Source organism: Rhodanobacter sp. UC4448_H15, from assembly GCF_052978265.1.
Genome location: NZ_CM129665.1, coordinates 1,947,943 through 1,967,452, shown reverse-complemented (window position 1 = coordinate 1,967,452; position 19,510 = coordinate 1,947,943). Strand labels below are relative to the sequence as shown.

The following is a 19,510-nucleotide window of genomic DNA, read 5'->3' as shown; positions in this document are numbered from 1 at the left end:
CCGGAAAGACCGGAAAGCTTAGCGCACCCGCCGCGCGAAGAACGCGATGATCAGGCCGTACAGCAGCATTGCCAGCACGTTCTCCAGCAGCGACAGCACCGTGAAGTGCGGATTCTTCGCGGCCGACAGCGGCACCACCACGAACTCCATCACCACGAAGACCACCACGCCGTAGGCAAGTCCCGCAGTGATCCAGCGGCGGCCCATCCACGCCAGGCGCTGCGCGGCCAGCACGAAGATCGCCGCAATCAGCAACGACATCGCCCATTGCAGCACCAGGCCCAGCAGCGACACCGGCAACCCGCCGGCGAACGCCGCACGGCCGAGCAGGCCGCTGGCGATCGCGCGCAGGATGATCAGCGGGTCGACCATGTTGATCAGCGACGCCGCGCCGATGTCGATGGTGCCGGCCACCAGGCCACCCCGCAGGATGGCGGCGCCCGCCGAGCGGCGTGCCTGATTCATGCGCGTTCCCGACTGCGGCGGCATGCCGCATGCGAGCGGGCAACATACTCCCGCGCCGGCGCCGTCACCCCTGCCGATGGTCACGCCGCCGGCTGGCATGCTCAGCGATAACGCCAGTGCCCGCCCACCCAGACATGCGGTGCCGCCCAGTGGCCCGGCACCCACGCGCGCCCGCGCGCGGGCACCACCACGCAGCCGGCCAGCGTCGCGCCAAACAGCAACAGCAACGCGGCGGCGGAAACACGATGCAGGAATCGACGCATGGCACGCTCCAGATGAGGGAAGTGCCCCCATCAACGGCATTCGCGCGCGGGCGATGACAAGGGTGTGGCGCACGATGGCAACCGTTCAGCCGGCCGCCGTCGACTCAGCCGGCGGCGATCCGCTGCACGGCGGTGCGATACCGCGCTGCAATGCGTTCCTCGTCATGGTGGCGGAAATCGCGCACCACCCAGCGACCGCCCCGCATCACGTCGCGCGCCAGCGGCGTGTTGCCGGCGAACAGCCAGCTGTCGAGCACGGAGGTCTCATCGCGCGCGGCGAGCAGCGGCGAGTTTTCGTCCAGCACGATCAGGTCGGCGGGCGCGCCGGCATGCAACTCGCCGCCCGGCAGGCCGCTGGCGCGCGCGCCGCCGGCCAGAGCGCCGCGCCACAGCGTCTCGCCCACGCTGGCCCCGGGCTGGCGGGCGGCGATGTTGCGGCGACGGGTGAGCAGTCGCTGGCCGTATTCGAGCCAGCGCAGTTCTTCCACCGGCGAAATGGAAATGTGCGAATCCGAGCCGATGCCGAACGTGCCCCCGGCATCGAGGTAGGCCGCCAGCGGAAACAGGCCGTCGCCGAGATTCGCCTCGGTGGTCGGACACAACCCGGCCACCGCGCCGCTGGCGGCGATCCGTGCGGTCTCCGCCTCGGTCAGGTGCGTGGCGTGTACCAGGCACCAGCGGGCATCGACCTCGGCGTGGTCGAACAGCCACTCGACCGGGCGGGCGCCGCGGATGGCCAGGCAATCCTGCACCTCGCCGATCTGCTCGGCGATGTGGATGTGGATCGGCCCGCGACGCACCCGCGAGTCGGCAAGCACTTCGCGCAACGCCGCCTCCGGCACGGCGCGAAGCGAATGCAGCGCAGTGCCGACGCGCAGGTCGCGATCGGCGTGCGCCTGCAGCGTGTCGAGCAAGCGCAGGTAGCCATCCACGTCGTGTCCGAAGCGCCGCTGCCGTTCGCCCAGCGCGCGGCCGTCGAAACCGCCGCTCATGTACAGCACCGGCAGCAGGGTCAGGCCGATGCCGGCCTCGCGCGCGGCCTCGACCAGCGCCAGCGACATGGCCTCGGCCTGCGCGTACGGCGTGCCGTCGGGCCGGTGGTGCAGGTAGTGGAATTCGCACACGCGGGTGTAGCCGGCCTTGAGCATCTCGACGTAGAGCTGCGCGGCGATCGCCTGCAGCGACTCCGGGTCGATCACCGCGGCAAAGCCGTACATCGCCTCGCGCCAGCTCCAGAAGCTGTCGTCCGCCCTTCCCCGGCGTTCGGCCAGGCCTGCCATCGCGCGCTGGAACGCATGGGAATGGAGGTTCGGCATGCCGGGCAACACCCACTGGCCGATCGTCTCGATGCCGTCGCTCGCGTCGACCAGCGCACCACCGGCGTCCACCGCGAAGCTGGCATCGCGCTGCCATTCGCCGTCTCGCCACAACCGTCCGGCCCGGTAGCTGGTGCTGCGGCTGGTTTCGTTCATCGATGGTCTCCGTTGCGATGGTCGCCAGTGTAACCGTGCCTCCGCCGCGCCTTCACCCGAGCCTCGACACGCCCATGCATAATGGCCCGCATGGCAGGCAAATCCAGTGAAAACACCCCGCGGTTGTTGTTGCGCCAGGCGCGGCCGGTCGACGTGCCGCAGTTGGTGGAACTCACCGGGCGGGTCTACGGCCCGGAATGGGGCCATTCGGCCGAGATGCTGCGCTCACAGCAGACGCACTTCCCGGAAGGCCAGTTCGTGGTCGAGTACGACGATCGCATCGTCGGCTACTGCGCCACCTTCCGCATCGACGAAGCCACCGCGCTGGCGCCGCACACCTGGATGGAGATCACCGGCGGCGGCATGGCCTCGCGCCACAAGCCGGACGGCAACTGGCTGTACGGCATGGAAGTCGTGGTGCACCCCGACTACCGCGGCATGCGCATCGGCCAGCGGCTGTATCGCGCGCGCAAGCGGTTGTGCATGAATCTCAAGCTGCGCGGCATCGTGTTCGGCGGGCGCATTCCGGGGCTGGCGAAGAACATCGCGCGCTACGGCAGTGCCGAGTCCTACGTGCAGGCGGTGACCGAAGGCCGGCGGCGCGACCTCACGCTGAGCTTCCAGCTGTCCAACGATTTCGAGGTGATCGGCCTGCTGCGCGGCTACGTGCCCTCCGACCACGAGTCGCTGGGCTACGCCGTGCACCTGGTCTGGCGCAACCCGCAACTGCTCGACCAGCCCGACACGCCCTCGATCCCCTCGCCGCAGCGCCTGCCCGACGCGGTGCGGGTGGCGTCAGTGCAGTACCAGCAGCGGCGCATCGCCTCGTTCGAGGAGTTCGCCACCCAGGTCGAGTATTTCACCGACATCGCCGCCGACTACAACGCCGACTTCGTCACCTTCCCCGAACTGATCACGCTGCAGCTGCTGTCGATCGAGAACACCGAGCTGTCCCCGGTCGACTCGATCCGCAAGCTCAGCCAGTACACGCCGCAGGTGAAGGAGCTGTTCAGCCGTCTGGCCGTCCATTACAACATCAACATCATCGCCGGCACGCACCCGACCGAGCAGGCCAACGGCGACATCCACAACGTCTGCTACGTGTGCCTGCGCGACGGCTCGCTGCACGAGCGCGAGAAGCTGCACCCCACGCCCAGCGAGCGCAACGTGTGGAACATCGCCGGCGGCGACAGCGCGGCCACCGTGCTCACCGACTGCGGCCCGATCGGGGTGATGATCTGCTACGACTCGGAGTTTCCCGAGGTGGCGCGCCACCTCGTCGACCAGGGTGCGCTGATCCTGTTCGTGCCGTTCTGCACCGACGTGCGCGAGGGCTACCTTCGCGTGCGCTACTGCGCGCAGGCGCGGGCGATCGAGAACCAGTGCTACGTGGTGCTGTCCGGCAACGTGGGCAACCTGCCCGGGGTCAACAACTTCGACATCCAGTACGGGCAAAGCTGCATCCTCACGCCCAGCGACTTCGGCTTCGCCCGCGACGGCATCGCCGCCGACTCCACGCCGAACATCGAGACCGTGCTGTTCGCCGACCTGCACCTGGCAACCCTGGCCCGCGCGCGCAACGCCGGCGCGGTGACCAACCTCAAGGACCGCCGTTTCGATCTCTACGAAACCCGCTGGCGGCCACGCTGATGGCGACTCGCGGTGCGACAGCGTTCGCACCGGTATCGGACGGCCAGGGCTGGCGGCATCAATCCTGCCGCGGCCGTCTGCGATAATCGCGCCATGCCAGAACCGCCCAAGTCCGCTCCAGCATCCTCCAATCCCCGCCTGCAGGCGCTGCTCGGGCATGAGTTCTTTGCGCCGCACCACTGGAAACGCCGGTTGGTGTTGTGGGCGGGCGCCGTGCTGGTGGCGCTGGCCGCGATCCTGTTCGCCAAGGCCAGCGTCTGGTCCTACCAGTTGTTCCTGCGCATCCTGGATCACGGCATCTGGATACCGCTCATCCTCACTCCGCTGGTGTTCGGGCTGCTCGCTCAGGCAACGGAGGGGCGCCTGCGCGCGACCCGCGGCAGCGGCATTCCGCAGGTGATCGCCTCGCTGCACATCGAGGACGGCGGCTTTCGCACGCGCATGCTGTCGCTGCCGGTCGCCGCCGGCAAGATGGTGCTGACCCTGGCGTCGCTGGCGGTGGGCGCCTCGATCGGGCGCGAAGGCCCGACCGTGCATGTCGGCGCAGCGCTGTTCTACTCCATCGGCAGGCGTTTCGGCTTCAGCGACCCCAAGGCTGCATCGCGCTTCATCCTCGCCGGCGGCGCAGCCGGCATCGCGGCGGCGTTCAACACGCCGTTGGCCGGCGTGGTATTCGCAATCGAGGAGCTGGCCGGGACGTTCGAGCACCGCTTCAGCGGCCTGCTGCTGACCGCGGTGATCATCGGCGGCGTGGTGTCGCTGGGCGTCATGGGCAACTACTCATACTTCGGCGAAGTGGACGCCAGCCTGCCGCTGGGCAGCGCCTGGTTGGCCGTGCTGTTGACCGGGGTCGGTTGCGGCCTGCTCGGCGGCCTGTTTGCGCGCCTGATCCTGCTCAGTCGACGCGGCCCGCTGGCGCAGGTCGGTCGCCTTCGCGCGCGCTGGCCGGTGTTGTTCGCCGCCGGCTGCGGCCTGGCACTGGCGGTGCTCGGCGTGTGTACGCACAACAGCATCTACGGCACCGGCTACGACCAGGCCCGCGCGATCGTGCAGGGCACGGCCGCCATGCCGGGCCAGGACTTCGGCATCGCCAAGCTGCTGGCCAATGTGGTCTCGTACTGGGCCGGTATCCCCGGTGGCATCTTTTCGCCGGCGCTGGCGGTAGGCGCCGGCCTGGGCCAGAACATCGCGCATCTGCTGCCGGGCGCGCCCGCCGGTGCGGTGGTGCTGCTGGGCATGAGCGCCTACCTCGCCGGCGTCACCGGTTCGCCGCTGACCTCGGCGGTGATCGCGATGGAGCTGACCGACAACCAGGACATGGTGATTCCGATCATGGCAGCCTGTCTGCTTGCTCGCGCGGCCGCGTCGCTGTTCTGCCCGACCCCGGTATATCGGGACTTCGCCGAACGCATGGTGCGCGACGCCGAGCGACAGCAGCAGGCCGAGCGGGCCCACCACCAGCCCGCCAGACCGTTGCCCGCAGCCGCCGAGACCACGGCCTACCCCGACTCCGCCGAGTCCGGCCAACCGCAGCATCCCGGCAAACCATGACGGAGCGATACCGATGACCCAACCACGCTGGGACCGCCTGCTGTTGAACGCCACCCTGGCGACGTTCGCCGGCGAAACGCCGTATGGCTTGGTCGAGCACGCGGCCATCGCCATGCAGCACGGGCGCATTGCCTGGCTGGGGCGGATGAACGAACTGCCGGACGCGCCGGTGGCGCTGGCCGACGAAGTGGAATCGCTGGACGGCGCCCTGGTCACCCCCGGGCTGATCGATTGCCACACCCATCTGGTGTTCGGGGGCGACCGCGCCGACGAGTTCGACCTGCGCCTGAATGGCGCCAGCTACGAGGAGATCGCCCGCGCCGGCGGCGGCATCGCCTCCACCGTCAAGGCCACCCGTGCGGCCAGCGAAGAGTTTCTCTACGCGCAGGCGCTGCCGCGCGCCCGCGCGCTGCTGGCCGACGGCGTGACCACGCTGGAGATCAAATCCGGCTACGGCCTGGAACTGGACAGCGAACGCCGCATGCTGCGCGTGGCGCGCCGGCTCGGCCGCGAGCTGGGCATCAGCGTACGCACCAGTTTCCTTGGCCTGCACGCACTGCCGGCGGAGTTCAAGGATCGCCGGGCCGACTACCTGACGCTGGTCTGCGACGAGATGCTGCCGGCGCTGGCGCGCGAAGGCCTGGTCGATGCGGTCGACGGCTTCTGCGAGAGCATCGGCTTCAGCGTCGCGGAAGTTCGTCGTCTGTTCGAGCGGGCACGCGAACTCGACTTGCCGGTGAAGCTGCACGCCGAGCAGTTGTCCGACCAGCACGGCGCCGCCCTGGTGGCCGAGTTCGGCGGGCTGTCGGCCGATCACCTGGAGCATCTGGGCGAGGCAGGCGTGCGCGCCATGGCCGCCGCGGGCACCGTCGCGGTGCTGCTGCCGGGGGCGTTCTACGCGTTGCGCGAAACCCGCTTGCCGCCGATCGACCTGCTGCGCGAACAACGCGTGCCGCTGGCGGTGGCCACCGATTGCAACCCCGGCACCTCGCCGCTGCTGTCGCTGCGCATGGCGGCGGGCATGGCCTGCACGCTGTTCCGGCTGACCCCGGAAGAAGCGCTGCGCGGCGTGACCGTCAACGCCGCGCGCGCGCTGGGTCTGTCCGATCGCGGCACGCTGGCGGCTGGCCAGCGCGCCGACGTGGTGATCTGGAATGCGCGCCAGCCGGCGGAACTGTGCTACTGGATCGGCGGCAACCTGGCGCGGCGGGTCTACGTGGCCGGCGAGGCAGTATCGCGGCGCAAGCCTGCGCAGCGCGCGGCGGGCACCCAGCCGTAGGGAGTCGCCGCGCCAGGACTCTTCGGATCACCACCGCGCAAGGCGTTCGCGCAAGGCGGCATGGAAGGCCGGCGGCAATTCCGCCCGCACCGGCACGCGCCACCAGTGCGGCCGCGCGAACGACCGGCACTTGACCGCATCCTTGTCGGTCATCAACAGCGGCAGGTCGTCCGCGAAATCCAGCTCGTCCGCGCTGAACGCATGGTGGTCGGCAAAGGCGTGCCCGATCACCTCGATGCCGGCGGCGCGCAGGCTGTCGAAGAATCGCTGCGGGTTGCCGATGGCCGCCACCGCATGTGCCGGCCCGGTGGCGAAGCTGGCCAGCGGGCGACGCTCGCCGCCTTCCAGCGCCACCGCCTCGTCGCCGCGCAACTGCATCGGATATTCGCCGGCCTCGGCGGTGCCGCCGTTGCATACGCGCAGGTCCACGCTGCGCAGCCGGCCCAGCGGCTCGCGCAGCGGGCCGAGCGGCAGCAGCTTGCCGTTGCCGAAGCGACGGACGCCGTCGATCACGCAGATCTCCACGTCGCGCGCCAGCGCGTAATGCTGCAGGCCGTCATCGGCCACCACCACGTCGCAGCCGGCGTCGAGCAGCAGCCTTGCCGCCGCGGGACGATCGCGCCCGACCGCGACCGGCACGCCGCTGGCGCGGATCAGACAGGGTTCGTCGCCGACCTGTCGCGGGTCCGGCGAGCCGCCGAGCAGCAGCGGCTCGCGTTGCGTGCCGCCGTGACCGCGACTCACGACGCCGGGCCGGAAACCGTGCTCGCGCAGGCTGGCGGCCACCGCGATCGTCAGCGGCGTCTTGCCGGTGCCGCCGGCGGTGAGGTTGCCGATGACCACCACCGGCACCGGCAGGCGCTCGCGGCGCAGCCAGCCGATGCGGTACAACGCGCGACGAAGCCGGATCACGCCGCCGTAGAGTGCAGCCAGCGGCCACGTCCACCACGGCGCGCGACCGCCGCCGTACCAGGCCGATGCGAGCGTGTCGGGCAGCGCCATGACGGGCGTCTCAGCCGCCGGCCGTTACGGCCGCGGCGTCGTGGAACTGCATGCGGTGCAGCGCGGCGTACTGCCCTTTCAGCGCGAGCAGTTCGGCGTGGGTGCCGCGCTCGACGATGCGGCCCTGATCCATCACCGCGATCTGGTCGGCGCCTTCCACGGTGGACAGGCGATGGGCGATCACCAGCGTGGTGCGATCCTTCATCAGCCGTGTCAGCGCCTGCTGGATCAGCCGTTCGGACTCGGTATCCAGTGCGCTGGTGGCCTCGTCCAGCACCAGGATCGGCGCGTTCTTGAGGATCGCCCGGGCGATCGCGATGCGCTGGCGCTGGCCGCCGGAGAGCAGGTTGCCGCTCTGCCCGATCGGCGTGTGGATGCCGAGCGGCATGCGCGAGATGAACTCCATCGCATTGGCCGCCTCGGCCGCGGCGACGATTTCCGCCTCGCTGGCGCCGGCCAGTTCGCCGTAGGCGATGTTGTTGGCCACGGTGTCGTTGAACAGCACCACGCTCTGGCCGACCCAGGCAATCTGCCTGCGCAGCGAAGCCAGCGTGTAGCTGCGGCAATCCTCGCCATCGAGCACGATGCGCCCGGCGCCGGGCACGTTGAAGCGCGGCAGCAGGCTGACCAGGCTGCTCTTGCCGCTGCCCGAGCGTCCGACCAGGGCGGTGACCGTGCCGGGCGCGCAATCGAGATTGACTTCCTGCAGGGCGGGAACATGGCTGCGCGGATACGTCAGGCCGACGTCGACGAAATGCAGCTCGCCGCGGCTGCGCTCGAGCTCCAGCGTGCCGGCATCGCGCTCCGGCGGCAGGTCGATCACGTCGAAGATGTCCTCGGCCGCCGACAGTCCGCGCTGGATGTTCGCCTGCACGTTGGTGAGGCGCTTCAGTGACGGCAGCATGGTGCCCATCGCGGTGAGCACGGCGAAGAACACGCCGGGCGTCATGTTGACCAATACCTGCGGCCGCGTGCCGAGAAACACCAGTGCCGCCAGCGCGCTGGCCGCCACCAGTTGCACGGTGGAACTCGACGCCGCGTTGGTGGCGGCGATCTTCAGGTTGAGCCGCCGCGTATGCCGGGTGATCTGGTCGAAACGCTCGGCCTCATGCGCCTGGCCGCCGTACACGCGCACCTCGCGATGCGCGCCCACGGATTCCTCCACCGTGCCGGTGACCGAACCCATGCTGCCCTGGATGCGCCGGCTGATCTGCCGGTAGCGGCGCGCCACCACCGTGGCCACCAGCGCGATCGCCGGCACCATCACCAGCAGCGAAAGCGTCAGGTAGGGGCTGTAATAGAGCATCACGAACAGCATCGCGATCACGGTGAAGCCGTCGGTGATGGCGATCTTCGCCGCACTGCTGGACGCCGCGGCGACCTGTTCGCTGGTGTAGGTGATGCGCGAGATCTGCTGGCCCGACGGCTCGCTGCCGAAATACGGCGCCGGCAGCTTCAGGTACGCGGCGAACACCTCCAGCTGCAGCGCCTGCACCACGTGCCGGCCGATGTAGGAGATGCCGTAATCGCTGACGAAGGTGCCCAGCGAGCGCACCAGGAAGATCGCGATGATCCAGATCGGCATCCAGAAGATCAGGTACGGGTCTTTCTGCGCGAACAGGTTGTCGATCATCGGCTTGATCAGCCCGGTGAACAGCGCCAACCCGCCGCCGTCGGCCAGCATGCCGACGAAGGCCACCAGGCCGATCGCCCAGTAGCGTCGCGTGTAGCCGAGCAGGCGTTTGTAGGTCGGCCAGCTGCCCGCGTCTGCCGCGGTCGCCTGGTCCGCGTTCATTGCGCGGCGCCCGGTTTGCTCGGTGTCGTGGCGATCGACAGGCGGGTGAAGCCAAGCTGGCCCAGTGCATCCATCGCGGTCACCACGTTCTGGTTGGGCGTCATGGCATCGGCACGAATCGTCACCGCCTGGTCGCGGCTGTCGCCGGCATGGCGCGCGAGGCTCTGCTTGAGCGCCTCGATGCCCTCGCCCATCACCTCGTCGCTGCCGACGAAGAAGCGGCCATCGCGGTCGATCATGATGGTCAGCGCCGGCGCGTTCATGTCGCGCTCCTGCACGCTCGCCTGCGGCAGCGTCACCTTCAGCCGCGAATGCTGCACGAAGGTGCTGGTGAGCACGAAGAACATCAGCAGGGTCAGCAGCACGTCGATCAACGGAATCACGTTGATCTCGAAATCGTCTCCGCGGCGGTCGTTGCCGATGCGCATCGTCGGTGCCTCAGCCCGCGCTCGGCGCGACGGGTGCCGCCGCGCGACGGGTACGCGCGGGTGCCGGCGCGGCCAGGGTCAGGTCGTCCAGCAAGGCGGTGGCCTGCTTTTCCATCAGCACGCAGTAACCGGCCACGCGCGAGCGGAAGTAGCGGTGCAGCACGTAGGCGGGGATCGCCACGGTCAGGCCGGACGCGGTGCAGATCAGCGCCTCGCCGATGCCGCCGGCCATCCGCGCGGGATCGCCGATGCCGCCGCCCATCACCTCCATGAACATGCGGATCAGGCCGATCACGGTGCCGAACAGGCCCAGCAGCGGGCCGATCAGGGCGATCGTGCCCAGCGTGTTGAGATAGCGCTCCATCCGGTGCACCACGTGGCGACCGGTGTCCTCGATGCGCTCCTTGATGATCTCGCGCGGCTGCCGCCGCACCGCGAGCGCGGCTGCCAGCAGCTCGCCCAGCGGCGAGCCGTTGGCAAGGGCTTCCAGATGACCGGGATCGAGCTGGCCCGAGCGCGCCCACTGGCGTACCTCGTCGCCCAGCCCGGGCGGCAGCACCGAGCTGCGGCGCAGCGTCCAGCAACGCTCCAGCACGATCGCCAGGGCGACCGCCGAACAGATCAGGATGGGCACCATCGCCCAGCCGCCCGCCATCAGGATATCAAGCACCTTCAGTCCTCGCCGCACCACGCTCCGGGGAAGCGCGCATGATAGCAGCGTCGTTCGCGCGTACTGCGGCAGGCGTGGCAATCCCGGCGTCGCACCATGCTACTCGCGCCAGTAGCGGGGCTGCTGCCGGCGCCAGCCCGGCTGCCGTCGCGGCGTCCCGTCGGCGGGAAACTCCACCTCCACGGCCCCCTCCACGGCGGTGTTGAACAACGGCACGCCCGCCTCGGCATAGCGCGCCAGGACCTCCGCACGCGGGTGCCCGAAGCGATTGCGCCAACCGGCGGAAACCAGCGCCAGCGACGGCCTCAACGCCGCGATGAAGGCCGCACCGGAGGAAGTCTTGCTGCCATGATGCGGCACTACCAGCACCGGCGGCGGGCCCGTCCCCACCGCCGCGGCCACCGCCGGTTCCGCCTTCGAACTGATGTCGCCGGGCAGCAGCACCCGCCCGCCGCGTCCCTCCACCAGCAGCACGCAGGAGCTGTCGTTGTCGCGGTCGCCGCCGCCGGGCGCCGGGCTCAGCACGCGGAAGCGCACGCCATCCCACTGCCACGCCTGTCCGGCCGCGCATTGCTGCATGGGCACGCGCATGCGGGCGGGTTCGCCGGCCAGCCGGCGTGCCTGCGGAAACGCCTCTGCAACCGTCTGCGCGCCACCGGCGTGATCATTGTCGCCATGGCTGATCATCAACATATCCACGCGCGACAGGCCCAGCGCATGGATGGACGGCAACACCACGGCCTCGCCGAGGTCGAAACCGGAGGGATAGCGCGCACCGGTGTCATAGACCAGCAGGTGATCGTGCGTGCGCACCAGCACCGCCAGCCCCTGCCCCACGTCGAGCACCCACAACCGGAACGCTCCGTCGGCCGGCGTACTGCGCGGCGGCAACAGCAGCGGCAGGAACAGCACCGCCCCGAGCCAGCGCAGCGGCACCCCGCGCGGCATGAACATCCACAGCGCACCGACCACCGCCAGCAGCAGCGCGTGGAGCTGCACCGCCGGCAGATACCAGTGCGCCCCCGGCCAGGTGGCCATGCGCTCGAACAGCCACCATTGCGCGTGGACGATCCGCGCGGCCAGCCACAGCACCGGCGCGGCCAGCGGCGGGCACAGCAGCAACAGCAGCATCCCGAACAGCGCGCACGGCACGATCACGAAACTCACCACCGGCACCGCGACCAGGTTGGACAGCGCACCGACCAGCGACGCCTGGCCGAAGAACCACAGGGTCAGCGGCAGCAGCGCCACGGTCATCAGCAACTGGCCGGCGGAGAGTTCGTGCAGGAAGGCACGCCAACCGCGGCCTTGCGCCTGCAGGCAGAGAATCAGGAACGCCACGCCGACGAAGGACAACCAGAACCCCGGCGCCAGCACCGCCAACGGATCGGCCAGCAGGATCGCGATCATCGCCAGCGCCAGCGATTGCGCCCCGCTGCTGCCGCGCCGGCTGCAACGCGCCAGCGCCACCACCGCGATCATCAACAGCGTGCGCACGGTAGGCAGGCCGAAGCCGGCCAGCGCGCTGTAGACCACGGCGAACAGCAGCGCCGCGGCAGCCTGCGCCTGCGGCCGCGGCAGACGCAGCGCCGCTGGCGGCCACCACGCGTAGACCAGCCAGGCCAGCCACACGCCGAACACCGCCGCCACGCCGACGTGAAAGCCGGAGATCGCGATCAGGTGCGAGACGCCGTTCGCCCGTGCCACCGCCCAGTCCTGCTGGCCGAGGCCACGCGTGTCGCCGACCGCGAAGGCGCGCAACAGCGCGGCATCGTGCGGGTCATGCACGCGCGCGGCGATGCCGCGGGCGATCGCCGCGCGCGTGCCGTCCACGCACCAGCGCGGACCCGGGAGGCGGCGATTGCCTTCATCCTCGCGCACGTAGCCGGTGGCGACGATGCCGCGCTCCAGCGCCGAGCGCTCGCTGTCGGTGCTGCCGGGGTCGAGCAGCGCGCGCGGGCGCTTCAGGCGCAGCAGCAGGCGCCAACGCGTGCACGGCGCTAGCGGCGGCGCGCCCTCGTACCACGACACGGTGAGCAGGCCGCGCAAGGCCAGCGGCCGGCCGTCCAGTTGGGCGCTTTCGACCCGCAGGGTGAAGCGGCTGGCATCGGTACGCGCCAGCGGCAATCCGTCGAGACTGCCGACGACGAGCACGTCGCGGCCTTCCAGCGCGCGCGGCAGCCGGGCCTGCATCGCCTGCGTGCCGCACCACAGCGCCCAGGCGACACCCAGAGGCAGGGCGCACAGCCAGCGCGAGCGCGGACAACGCCACGCCCAGGCCAACGCCAGCACGATGAGCGGCAGGCAGATCCACACCGACGGCAGGCGCGGCCACGCCTGCACCAGCAACACGCCTGCCAGCAAGGCCAGCGCCACCGTGATCGCCCCGTGTCGCGCCATGCCGCATCGCCCGTTCCGTCCTGGAGACCGTCGAGCCTAGCGTGCAAGCGGCGACGCTGATGCTGAAAGTGCTGTAGGCGTGCGCCGGGGTGCGCTCCTGCCGTTGACGTCAGGCGCCCGGACCTTCCCGCAGCACGCCGTTGTGCAGCACCAGGGTGCGATCCATCTTCGCGGCCAGGTGCGGGTCATGCGTGACCAGGATGAAGCTGGTGCCGATTTCGCGGTTGAGTTCCAGCATCAGCTCGTAGACCTGCGCCGCGTTCGCCTCGTCGAGGTTGCCGGTGGGCTCGTCGCCGAGCACGCAGGCCGGCCGCGTCACCAGCGCACGCGCCACCGCACAGCGCTGGCGCTCGCCACCGGAGAGTTCCGATGGCTTGTGGTGGGTGCGCGCGCCCAGGCCGACCCGCTCCAGCAAGCCGACCGCCTGCCGCTGCGCCTCGGCGATCGCGGTGCCGCGGATCAGCAACGGCATGCACACGTTCTCCAGCGCGGTGAACTCGGGCAGCAGGTGGTGGAACTGGTAGATGAAGCCGAGCGACCGGTTGCGCACGCGGCCGCGCTCGGCGTCGGAGAGCTTCGACAGTACGCGGCCATCCACCTCCACTTCGCCGGCGGTCAGCGTGTCCAATCCGCCGATGATGTGCAGCAGGGTGCTCTTGCCGGAGCCGGAGGCGCCGACGATCGCCATCGTCTCGCCGCGTTTCAGGGTGAAACTGACGTCGCTCAGCACGTCGGTGCGCAGGCCGCCTTCGGCGTAGGTCTTGGCCACATGGCTGGCGCGCAGCACGTTTTCGCGGGTGGGAGACATGGATTTCTCACTCATAACGCAAGGCCTGCGCCGGCTGCGTGCGCGAGGCGCGCCAGGCGGGATAGAGGGTGGCGAGCAGCGCGAACACGAAGGTCAGCAGCGCGGTCCAGCCCACGTCCTGCCAGTCCAGCCGGCTCGGCACCTCGCTGATGTAATAGACGTCCGGCGACAGGAAGGTGACGTGGAAGGTGTGCTCGATCCACTTGACGATGCCCGGCAGTTTCCACGACAGCAGCGCGCCGAAGCCCACGCCGAAGCCGATGCCGACGAAGCCCACCAGCAACCCCTGCACCATGAAGGTGCCCATGATGCTGCGGGGCGTGGCGCCGAGCGTGCGCAGGATCGCGATGTCCGCCTGCTTGTCGGTGACCAGCATCATCAGCATCGAGATCAGGTTGATCACCGCCACCAGCACGATCAGCGACAGGATGATGAACATCACCAGCTTTTCCATCGACAGCGCATGGAACAGGTTGGCGTTCTCGTCCATCCAGGTGCGCACGCCGTAGTACTGCCCCAACTGACTGGCCAGTTCGCGCGCCACCGGGCGCGCGCTGAACAGATCGTCCAGGCGCAGCCGGATGCCGGTCGGACCAGTGAGATCATTGAGTTTCTCGGCATCGCGCATGTTGACCAGGGCCAGGCCGGAATCGAACTGCTCCATGCCGAGCTGGAACGTGCCGGTGACGTGGAAGCTGCGCATGCGCGGGATGCCGCCCATCGGCGTGGCGCGCAACTCCTGCACCGCCATGGTCACGCGGTCGCCCACCCCCACCCCGAGCTGCATCGCCAGATCGCGGCCCAGCACGATGTTCCAGTCGCCGGAACGCAGGTCGTCGAGCGAGCCTTCGATCATGTGCTGGCCGATGTCGACAACCTTCGGCTCCTGCGCCGGGTCGATGCCGCGCACCCGCACGCCGGCCGAGCGCTGGCCGATCAGCATGGCCTCGGATTCGACGAACGGCGCCGCGCCCAGTACGTGCGGATTGGCCTGGGCGACCTGCAGCGCGCGCGGCACGTCCTTGATCGGGCCGTCGACGCTGGTGATCGTCGCCTGCGACACCGCGCCCAGGATGCGCGAGCGCATCTGGTAGTCGAAGCCGTTCATCACCGACATCACCGTGATCAACGCGATCACGCTGATCGCAATGCACACGATCGACACGGTGGAGATGAAGGAGATGAACTGGTTGCGACGTTTGGCGCGCGTGTAGCGCAGGCCGATGAAGAGTTCGAGCGGTCGGAACATGGGCGATTCGCTTGTGGTGATGGCACGGGGCGGGCCGCCCGGACCGGCATTATCGGTCATTCGACAAGACCGCGCCGATTCGACGAAGTTGCCTCACCAGCGCGGCAGCGCCTCACCCGGCTGCATCGTCGCCAGGCGCATGCGCAGGCGACGGCGGATGTCGGCGTCGCTGTTGTCCGGCGCCAGCAGCAGCACGCAGATGCCGTGCTGCGCCGATTGCATGCGCAGCCACACCAGATCGCCCAGCACGCGGAACGAAGCCAGGCTGGCGGGATGATCCTCGCCGTCCACGGTATGCAGGGTCCAGCCCGACTCTGCGCTCCAGCCGGCGGCAGCCACGACAGTCATCGCCAATCGGCGACACGCCTGCCAGGCCGCCAGTGCCAGCGCAACCACCGTCACCGCGCGCAGCCAGGGCGGCAAGGCGCTGACCAGCACGCCGATCGCGGCGAGCGTCGCCACCAGCAGCAGGTAGCGCGGCAGCAGCCGCGACGGGGAATAATCAAAGCCGATGGCGGGCGCGGATGTCATCGATGATGATCTGCCAGTCGGCTCGGTCGGGACGGGCGTGGCCCATCATCCAGTCCCACAGCTCCGGGTCCTGCGTGTCGAGCAATTCGTCGAACGCCTGCCGCTGTGCCTCGTCGGCCTGCTCGAAACGCTCGTCGAGCCAGCCGCCCAGCATGGCATCCAGTTCGCGCGTGCCGCGGCGGGCACGCCAGCGCAGGCGGCCCTTATCCACGACGCATCATGCGCTGCGCCGCTCCACCATCAGCTTCTTGATCTCGGCGATCGCCTTGGCCGGGTTCAGCCCCTTGGGGCAGGTGCGGGTGCAGTTCATGATCGTGTGGCAGCGGTACAGCTTGAACGGGTCTTCCAGGTCGTCCAGGCGCTCGCCGGTGGTTTCATCGCGCGAGTCGACGATCCAGCGGTAGGCCTGCAGCAGGATTGCCGGACCGAGGTACTTGTCGCCATTCCACCAGTAGCTGGGGCAGCTGGTGGAGCAACAGGCGCACAGGATGCACTCGTACAGGCCATCGAGCTTCTTGCGATCTTCCGGCGACTGCAGGCGCTCCTTGCCCGGCGCCGGGCTTTGCGTGCGAATCCACGGCTTGATCGAGGCGTACTGCGCGTAGAAATGGGTGAGGTCCGGGATGATGTCCTTGACCACGGGCATGTGCGGCAGCGGGTAGATCTTCACGTCGCCGCTGGCGACGCTGTCGATCGCGCAGATGCACGCCAGCGTGTTGGTGCCGTCGATGTTCATCGCGCACGAGCCGCAGATGCCCTCGCGACAGGAACGGCGCAACGATAGCGTCGGGTCGATCTCGTTCTTGATCTTCAGCAGGGCGTCGAGAACCATCGGACCGCATGCGGCCAGGTCGATCTCGTAGGTATCGATGCGCGGATTCTTGTCGTCGTCCGGTGACCAGCGATAGATGCGGAAGGTGCGCGGCTTCTTCGCATCCTTGGCCGGGTAATGCTTGCCGGGCTGGATCTTGGAGTTCCGTGGCAGCGTGAATTCACCCATGGCATTGCCCTTCCATATTCTCGAAAACGGGACGTGACATCGAACGCAACGACTCAGTAGACGCGCTTGGCCAACGGGACCGAAGCCACCTCGTCGGTCAAGGTGTCCAGGTGCACCGGACGATAGTCGAAGCGGGTGGCGCCTTCGCGGTCGACCCACACCAGCGTGTGCTTGAGCCAGTGCTCGTCATCGCGCTCCGGGAAATCCTCGCGGGCGTGTGCGCCACGGCTCTCCGGCCGCTGCGCGGCCGAGTGCATGGTCGCCACCGCCTGCTCGAGCAGATTGGCGAGTTCCAGCGTCTCGATCAGATCGGTGTTCCAGACCAGCGAACGATCGCTGACCTTGACGTCCTCGAACGTCTTGAACACCTCGGAGATCTTCTGGCTGCCTTCGTCCAGCGTCTCGCCCGTGCGGAACACCGCACCGTAGCGCTGCATCGTGCGCTGCATGTTCAGCCTGATCGCCGCCGTGGGCGTGCTGCCGTTGGCGTTGCGCAGGCGGTCGAAGCGCTCCAGCGCCTTGTCCAGCGCGGTGGCGGGCAGATCCTTGTGCGGCGTGCCGGGCTGGATGATCTCGGCGCAACGATGCGCCACGGCACGACCGAACACGACCAAGTCGAGCAGCGAGTTGGAGCCCAGCCGGTTGCCGCCGTGCACCGACACGCACGCCGCTTCGCCGATCGCGAACAGCCCGGGCACCACGGCATCCACGTCGTCGCCGCGCTTCTGCACGACTTCGCCGTGGTAGTTGGTGGGGATGCCGCCCATGTTGTAGTGGACGGTCGGCAACACCGGGATCGGCTGCTTACTGACATCGACGCCGGCGAAGATGCGCGCCGACTCGGCGATGCCGGGCAGCCGCTCGTGGATCACCTCGGGGCCGAGATGCATCAGGTTGAGGAAGATGTGGTCCTTGTGCTCGCCGACGCCGCGGCCTTCGTTGATCTCGACCGTCATCGCGCGACTGACCACGTCGCGCGAGGCGAGATCCTTCGCATGCGGCGCGTAGCGCTCCATGAAGCGCTCGCCCTCGGAGTTGGTGAGGTAGCCGCCCTCGCCGCGCACGCCCTCGGTGATCAGGCAGCCGGCACCGTAGATGCCGGTGGGATGGAATTGCACGAACTCCATGTCCTGCAGCGCCAGGCCCGCGCGCAGCACCATGCCGCCGCCGTCTCCGGTACAGGTGTGGGCCGAGGTGGCGCTCAGGTAAGCCCGACCGTAACCGCCGGTGGCCAGCACCACCGCGTGGCCACGGAAGAAATGCATGGTGCCTTCGTTCATGTCCAGCGCCAGCACGCCGCGGCACACGCCCTCGGCGTCGAACACCAGGTCGATCGCGAAGTACTCCACGAAGAAGGTCGCATCGTGCGCAAGCGCCTGCTGGTACAGGGTGTGCAGGATCGCGTGACCGGTGCGGTCGGCGGCCGCGCAGGTGCGCTGCGCCGTGCCCTTGCCGTAGTGCGTGGTCATGCCGCCGAACGGACGCTGGTAGATCCGGCCGTCCTCGGTGCGCGAGAACGGCACGCCGTAATGCTCGAGCTCGATCACCGCTTCGGGCGCGTGCTTGCACATGTACTCGATCGCGTCCTGGTCGCCGAGCCAGTCGCCGCCCTTCACGGTGTCGTAGAAGTGGAAGCGCCAGTTGTCCTCGCTCATGTTGCCGAGCGCGGCGGCGATGCCGCCCTGCGCCGCCACGGTGTGCGAACGCGTCGGGAAGACCTTGGTGATGCACGCCGCCTTCAGACCCTTCTCGGCGAGACCGAAGGTGGCGCGCAAGCCGGCGCCGCCGGCGCCGACCACGATCACGTCATAAAGATGCTGCTGAACCTTGTAGCTTTCCATGGAATCCCGGCCTCGCGTTTTCGTCTCAGGGGGTCAGCGCCACGCGCAACACGGCCAGCACGCCAGCCAGTGCGCCCAGCACCGCGAGGAACTTGATCGCCACGAGCAGCACGACCTCCTTCCAGCGGGTGTGCACGTAATCCTCGACCACCACCTGCAAGCCCAGCACGGCATGCCAGAACATGGTCAGCACGAACACGATCAGCAGCAGCGCATTCCACGGCTTGGCCACCGTCGCGCGCGCCGCCGCATAATCCGCGTGCAGCAGGCCGAGCACGGTGATCACGAACCAGATGCCCAGCACCACCAGCGCGGCCGCAGTCAACCGCTGCACCCACCAGTGCTCCACGCCGGATTTCGCCGAACCCAGTCCGCGGGCGAGTTTCATCGGATTGCGCAGCTGGCTGCGCACGTCGTCGGTTCCCACACGCAGGTTCATGCCGCACCTCCGGCCATCATTACCCAGGCCCAGGTCGCAGCGGTCAGCACGATGCTGCCGGCAACCGACAGCCAGCTCGAACGCACGAACTGGGGAATCTCGTAACCGAGTCCGGCATCCTGGATCAGGTGCCGGATGCCGTTGCAGAGGTGATAGAACAGCGCCCAGCTCCAGCCGAACAGCAGCACCATCCCGACCGGGCTGCCGATGATGCCCTTGAAGCGGTTGAAGCTATCTTCGCCGGCGGCAAGCTGCAGCAGGCCGCAGACCACCAGCAAGCCGCCGACCGCGAGGGCGATGCCGGTGGCGCGATGCGTGATGGAGGTCATCATCTGCACCTGCTTGCGGTAGATCTGCAGATGCGGGGAAAGCGGTCGTTGCTTCTCTGCCATGGCGGCTATCCTCTGTGGAATCGCTGATATCCCTGCTGCATTCGCCCCTTGATGCCGCGCCCCGTGCCGGGCGCCCCGCTCAGAAGTCGATGCAGCGCCCGTTCTTTTCCCAGTCGCCGTAGCGCGTGGGGTCCGGAGCTGGACGCTCCAAGGCTGCCTTGTCGGGCGGCGGATCGGCCGGCTTGGCGGTCGTCTCCGGCTTGACGGGGGCAGGCGTGGTTTCGATGGGGACTGAGGTATTGGACATGGTGTTTGTCAGCCGCTGAAGATTAATA

The 19,510-nt window shown here is 68.9% G+C and carries 20 protein-coding genes; 3 read left to right on the top strand and 17 right to left on the bottom strand.

All coding sequences use genetic code 11. From position 1 onward, the window contains the following. Positions 1–18: 18 nt before the first annotated feature. From ACVCMI_RS08755 to ACVCMI_RS08745, 3 genes are all read right to left on the bottom strand, one after another. Positions 19–465 carry a hypothetical protein gene (locus ACVCMI_RS08755; RefSeq protein WP_447099108.1) on the bottom strand — a complete coding sequence of 149 codons (447 nt, stop codon included), beginning with the start codon at positions 463–465 and terminating at the stop codon, positions 19–21. 101 nt (positions 466–566) lie between these two features. Beyond that, entirely contained in the window at positions 567–728 is a 162-nt protein-coding gene (locus tag ACVCMI_RS08750; RefSeq protein ID WP_447099109.1) for a hypothetical protein, read from the bottom strand. Between the two features lie 104 nt (positions 729–832). Further along, a complete protein-coding gene (locus tag ACVCMI_RS08745) occupies positions 833–2,200 on the bottom strand; it encodes a formimidoylglutamate deiminase (protein WP_447099110.1) in 1,368 nt (455 codons plus the stop codon). Between the two features lie 90 nt (positions 2,201–2,290). Here ACVCMI_RS08745 and ACVCMI_RS08740 point away from each other — a divergent pair, with 90 nt between their 5' ends. The 3 genes from ACVCMI_RS08740 to hutI all read left to right on the top strand — a co-directional run bounded on the left by ACVCMI_RS08740 (position 2,291) and on the right by hutI (position 6,680). Next, positions 2,291–3,850 (top strand): GNAT family N-acetyltransferase, encoded by a 1,560-nt coding sequence (locus ACVCMI_RS08740; protein WP_447099111.1) that lies wholly within the window; start codon positions 2,291–2,293, stop codon positions 3,848–3,850. A 93-nt stretch (positions 3,851–3,943) separates the two neighbouring features. Continuing rightward, positions 3,944–5,401: a chloride channel protein gene (locus ACVCMI_RS08735; RefSeq protein ID WP_395117982.1), complete on the top strand. Its 1,458-nt coding sequence runs from the start codon at positions 3,944–3,946 to the stop codon at positions 5,399–5,401. 13 nt (positions 5,402–5,414) lie between these two features. Continuing rightward, a complete protein-coding gene (gene hutI, locus ACVCMI_RS08730; RefSeq protein ID WP_447099112.1) occupies positions 5,415–6,680 on the top strand; it encodes an imidazolonepropionase in 1,266 nt (421 codons plus the stop codon). 27 nt (positions 6,681–6,707) lie between these two features. Here the strand turns inward: hutI and lpxK are convergent, their stop codons facing one another. From lpxK to ACVCMI_RS08660, 14 genes are all read right to left on the bottom strand, one after another. Then, complete coding sequence (gene lpxK, locus ACVCMI_RS08725) at positions 6,708–7,682, bottom strand: tetraacyldisaccharide 4'-kinase (protein ID WP_447099113.1); 975 nt, start codon at positions 7,680–7,682, stop codon at positions 6,708–6,710. A gap of 10 nt (positions 7,683–7,692) precedes the next feature. Next, positions 7,693–9,477, bottom strand: a complete 1,785-nt coding sequence (msbA, locus tag ACVCMI_RS08720) for a lipid A export permease/ATP-binding protein MsbA (protein WP_447099114.1) — start codon at positions 9,475–9,477, stop codon at positions 7,693–7,695. Then, a complete protein-coding gene (locus ACVCMI_RS08715; protein ID WP_395117974.1) occupies positions 9,474–9,905 on the bottom strand; it encodes an ExbD/TolR family protein in 432 nt (143 codons plus the stop codon). The genes msbA and ACVCMI_RS08715 overlap by 4 nt, the downstream gene beginning before the upstream one ends. 10 nt (positions 9,906–9,915) lie before the next feature. After that, positions 9,916–10,560 carry a MotA/TolQ/ExbB proton channel family protein gene (locus ACVCMI_RS08710; protein WP_447099465.1) on the bottom strand — a complete coding sequence of 215 codons (645 nt, stop codon included), beginning with the start codon at positions 10,558–10,560 and terminating at the stop codon, positions 9,916–9,918. A 114-nt stretch (positions 10,561–10,674) separates the two neighbouring features. Beyond that, the gene (locus ACVCMI_RS08705; RefSeq protein WP_447099115.1) at positions 10,675–12,975 is read right to left on the bottom strand and encodes a DNA internalization-related competence protein ComEC/Rec2; all 2,301 of its coding nucleotides are present in this window, start codon (positions 12,973–12,975) and stop codon (positions 10,675–10,677) included. Positions 12,976–13,084: 109 nt separating this feature from the next. Then, positions 13,085–13,783, bottom strand: coding sequence for a lipoprotein-releasing ABC transporter ATP-binding protein LolD (gene lolD / locus ACVCMI_RS08700; RefSeq protein ID WP_395117970.1), 699 nt, complete (start codon positions 13,781–13,783; stop codon positions 13,085–13,087). Positions 13,784–13,790: 7 nt separating this feature from the next. Continuing rightward, positions 13,791–15,032, bottom strand: coding sequence for a lipoprotein-releasing ABC transporter permease subunit (locus ACVCMI_RS08695; protein ID WP_395117968.1), 1,242 nt, complete (start codon positions 15,030–15,032; stop codon positions 13,791–13,793). Between the two features lie 93 nt (positions 15,033–15,125). Continuing rightward, on the bottom strand, positions 15,126–15,563 hold the full coding sequence (locus tag ACVCMI_RS08690; RefSeq protein WP_447099116.1) for a protein YgfX: 438 nt from the start codon (positions 15,561–15,563) through the stop codon (positions 15,126–15,128). Beyond that, on the bottom strand, positions 15,535–15,717 hold the full coding sequence (locus ACVCMI_RS08685; RefSeq protein ID WP_395121375.1) for an FAD assembly factor SdhE: 183 nt from the start codon (positions 15,715–15,717) through the stop codon (positions 15,535–15,537). The genes ACVCMI_RS08690 and ACVCMI_RS08685 overlap by 29 nt, the downstream gene beginning before the upstream one ends. A gap of 63 nt (positions 15,718–15,780) precedes the next feature. Beyond that, on the bottom strand, positions 15,781–16,563 hold the full coding sequence (locus ACVCMI_RS08680) for a succinate dehydrogenase iron-sulfur subunit (protein WP_395117964.1): 783 nt from the start codon (positions 16,561–16,563) through the stop codon (positions 15,781–15,783). A 53-nt stretch (positions 16,564–16,616) separates the two neighbouring features. Beyond that, positions 16,617–18,404 carry a succinate dehydrogenase flavoprotein subunit gene (gene sdhA / locus ACVCMI_RS08675; RefSeq protein ID WP_395117962.1) on the bottom strand — a complete coding sequence of 596 codons (1,788 nt, stop codon included), beginning with the start codon at positions 18,402–18,404 and terminating at the stop codon, positions 16,617–16,619. A 25-nt stretch (positions 18,405–18,429) separates the two neighbouring features. Further along, a complete protein-coding gene (gene sdhD, locus ACVCMI_RS08670) occupies positions 18,430–18,843 on the bottom strand; it encodes a succinate dehydrogenase, hydrophobic membrane anchor protein (RefSeq protein WP_395117960.1) in 414 nt (137 codons plus the stop codon). Further along, positions 18,840–19,235, bottom strand: coding sequence for a succinate dehydrogenase, cytochrome b556 subunit (gene sdhC, locus ACVCMI_RS08665; RefSeq protein ID WP_395117958.1), 396 nt, complete (start codon positions 19,233–19,235; stop codon positions 18,840–18,842). The genes sdhD and sdhC overlap by 4 nt, the downstream gene beginning before the upstream one ends. Positions 19,236–19,314: 79 nt before the next feature. Continuing rightward, complete coding sequence (locus tag ACVCMI_RS08660) at positions 19,315–19,482, bottom strand: DUF1674 domain-containing protein (RefSeq protein ID WP_395117956.1); 168 nt, start codon at positions 19,480–19,482, stop codon at positions 19,315–19,317. Between the last annotated feature and the right edge of the window lie 28 nt (positions 19,483–19,510).

Excerpts from the sequence above, each read along its gene's own strand:
- ACVCMI_RS08745 (WP_447099110.1), bottom strand. The coding sequence starts at position 2,200 with ATGAACGAAACCAGCCGCAGCACCAGCTACCGGGCCGGACGGTTGTGG.
- ACVCMI_RS08735 (WP_395117982.1), top strand. The coding sequence starts at position 3,944 with ATGCCAGAACCGCCCAAGTCCGCTCCAGCATCCTCCAATCCCCGCCTG.
- lpxK (WP_447099113.1), bottom strand. The coding sequence starts at position 7,682 with ATGGCGCTGCCCGACACGCTCGCATCGGCCTGGTACGGCGGCGGTCGC.
- ACVCMI_RS08710 (WP_447099465.1), bottom strand. The coding sequence starts at position 10,560 with ATGGCGGGCGGCTGGGCGATGGTGCCCATCCTGATCTGTTCGGCGGTC.
- ACVCMI_RS08685 (WP_395121375.1), bottom strand. The coding sequence starts at position 15,717 with ATGCTGGGCGGCTGGCTCGACGAGCGTTTCGAGCAGGCCGACGAGGCA.
- hutI (WP_447099112.1), top strand. The coding sequence starts at position 5,415 with ATGACCCAACCACGCTGGGACCGCCTGCTGTTGAACGCCACCCTGGCG.
- lolD (WP_395117970.1), bottom strand. The coding sequence starts at position 13,783 with ATGTCTCCCACCCGCGAAAACGTGCTGCGCGCCAGCCATGTGGCCAAG.
- sdhD (WP_395117960.1), bottom strand. The coding sequence starts at position 18,843 with ATGAACCTGCGTGTGGGAACCGACGACGTGCGCAGCCAGCTGCGCAAT.
- msbA (WP_447099114.1), bottom strand. The coding sequence starts at position 9,477 with ATGAACGCGGACCAGGCGACCGCGGCAGACGCGGGCAGCTGGCCGACC.
- ACVCMI_RS08740 (WP_447099111.1), top strand. The coding sequence starts at position 2,291 with ATGGCAGGCAAATCCAGTGAAAACACCCCGCGGTTGTTGTTGCGCCAG.
- ACVCMI_RS08695 (WP_395117968.1), bottom strand. The coding sequence starts at position 15,032 with ATGTTCCGACCGCTCGAACTCTTCATCGGCCTGCGCTACACGCGCGCC.
- ACVCMI_RS08750 (WP_447099109.1), bottom strand. The coding sequence starts at position 728 with ATGCGTCGATTCCTGCATCGTGTTTCCGCCGCCGCGTTGCTGTTGCTG.
- sdhA (WP_395117962.1), bottom strand. The coding sequence starts at position 18,404 with ATGGAAAGCTACAAGGTTCAGCAGCATCTTTATGACGTGATCGTGGTC.
- ACVCMI_RS08690 (WP_447099116.1), bottom strand. The coding sequence starts at position 15,563 with ATGACATCCGCGCCCGCCATCGGCTTTGATTATTCCCCGTCGCGGCTG.
- sdhC (WP_395117958.1), bottom strand. The coding sequence starts at position 19,235 with ATGGCAGAGAAGCAACGACCGCTTTCCCCGCATCTGCAGATCTACCGC.
- ACVCMI_RS08755 (WP_447099108.1), bottom strand. The coding sequence starts at position 465 with ATGAATCAGGCACGCCGCTCGGCGGGCGCCGCCATCCTGCGGGGTGGC.
- ACVCMI_RS08680 (WP_395117964.1), bottom strand. The coding sequence starts at position 16,563 with ATGGGTGAATTCACGCTGCCACGGAACTCCAAGATCCAGCCCGGCAAG.
- ACVCMI_RS08715 (WP_395117974.1), bottom strand. The coding sequence starts at position 9,905 with ATGCGCATCGGCAACGACCGCCGCGGAGACGATTTCGAGATCAACGTG.
- ACVCMI_RS08705 (WP_447099115.1), bottom strand. The coding sequence starts at position 12,975 with ATGGCGCGACACGGGGCGATCACGGTGGCGCTGGCCTTGCTGGCAGGC.
- ACVCMI_RS08660 (WP_395117956.1), bottom strand. The coding sequence starts at position 19,482 with ATGTCCAATACCTCAGTCCCCATCGAAACCACGCCTGCCCCCGTCAAG.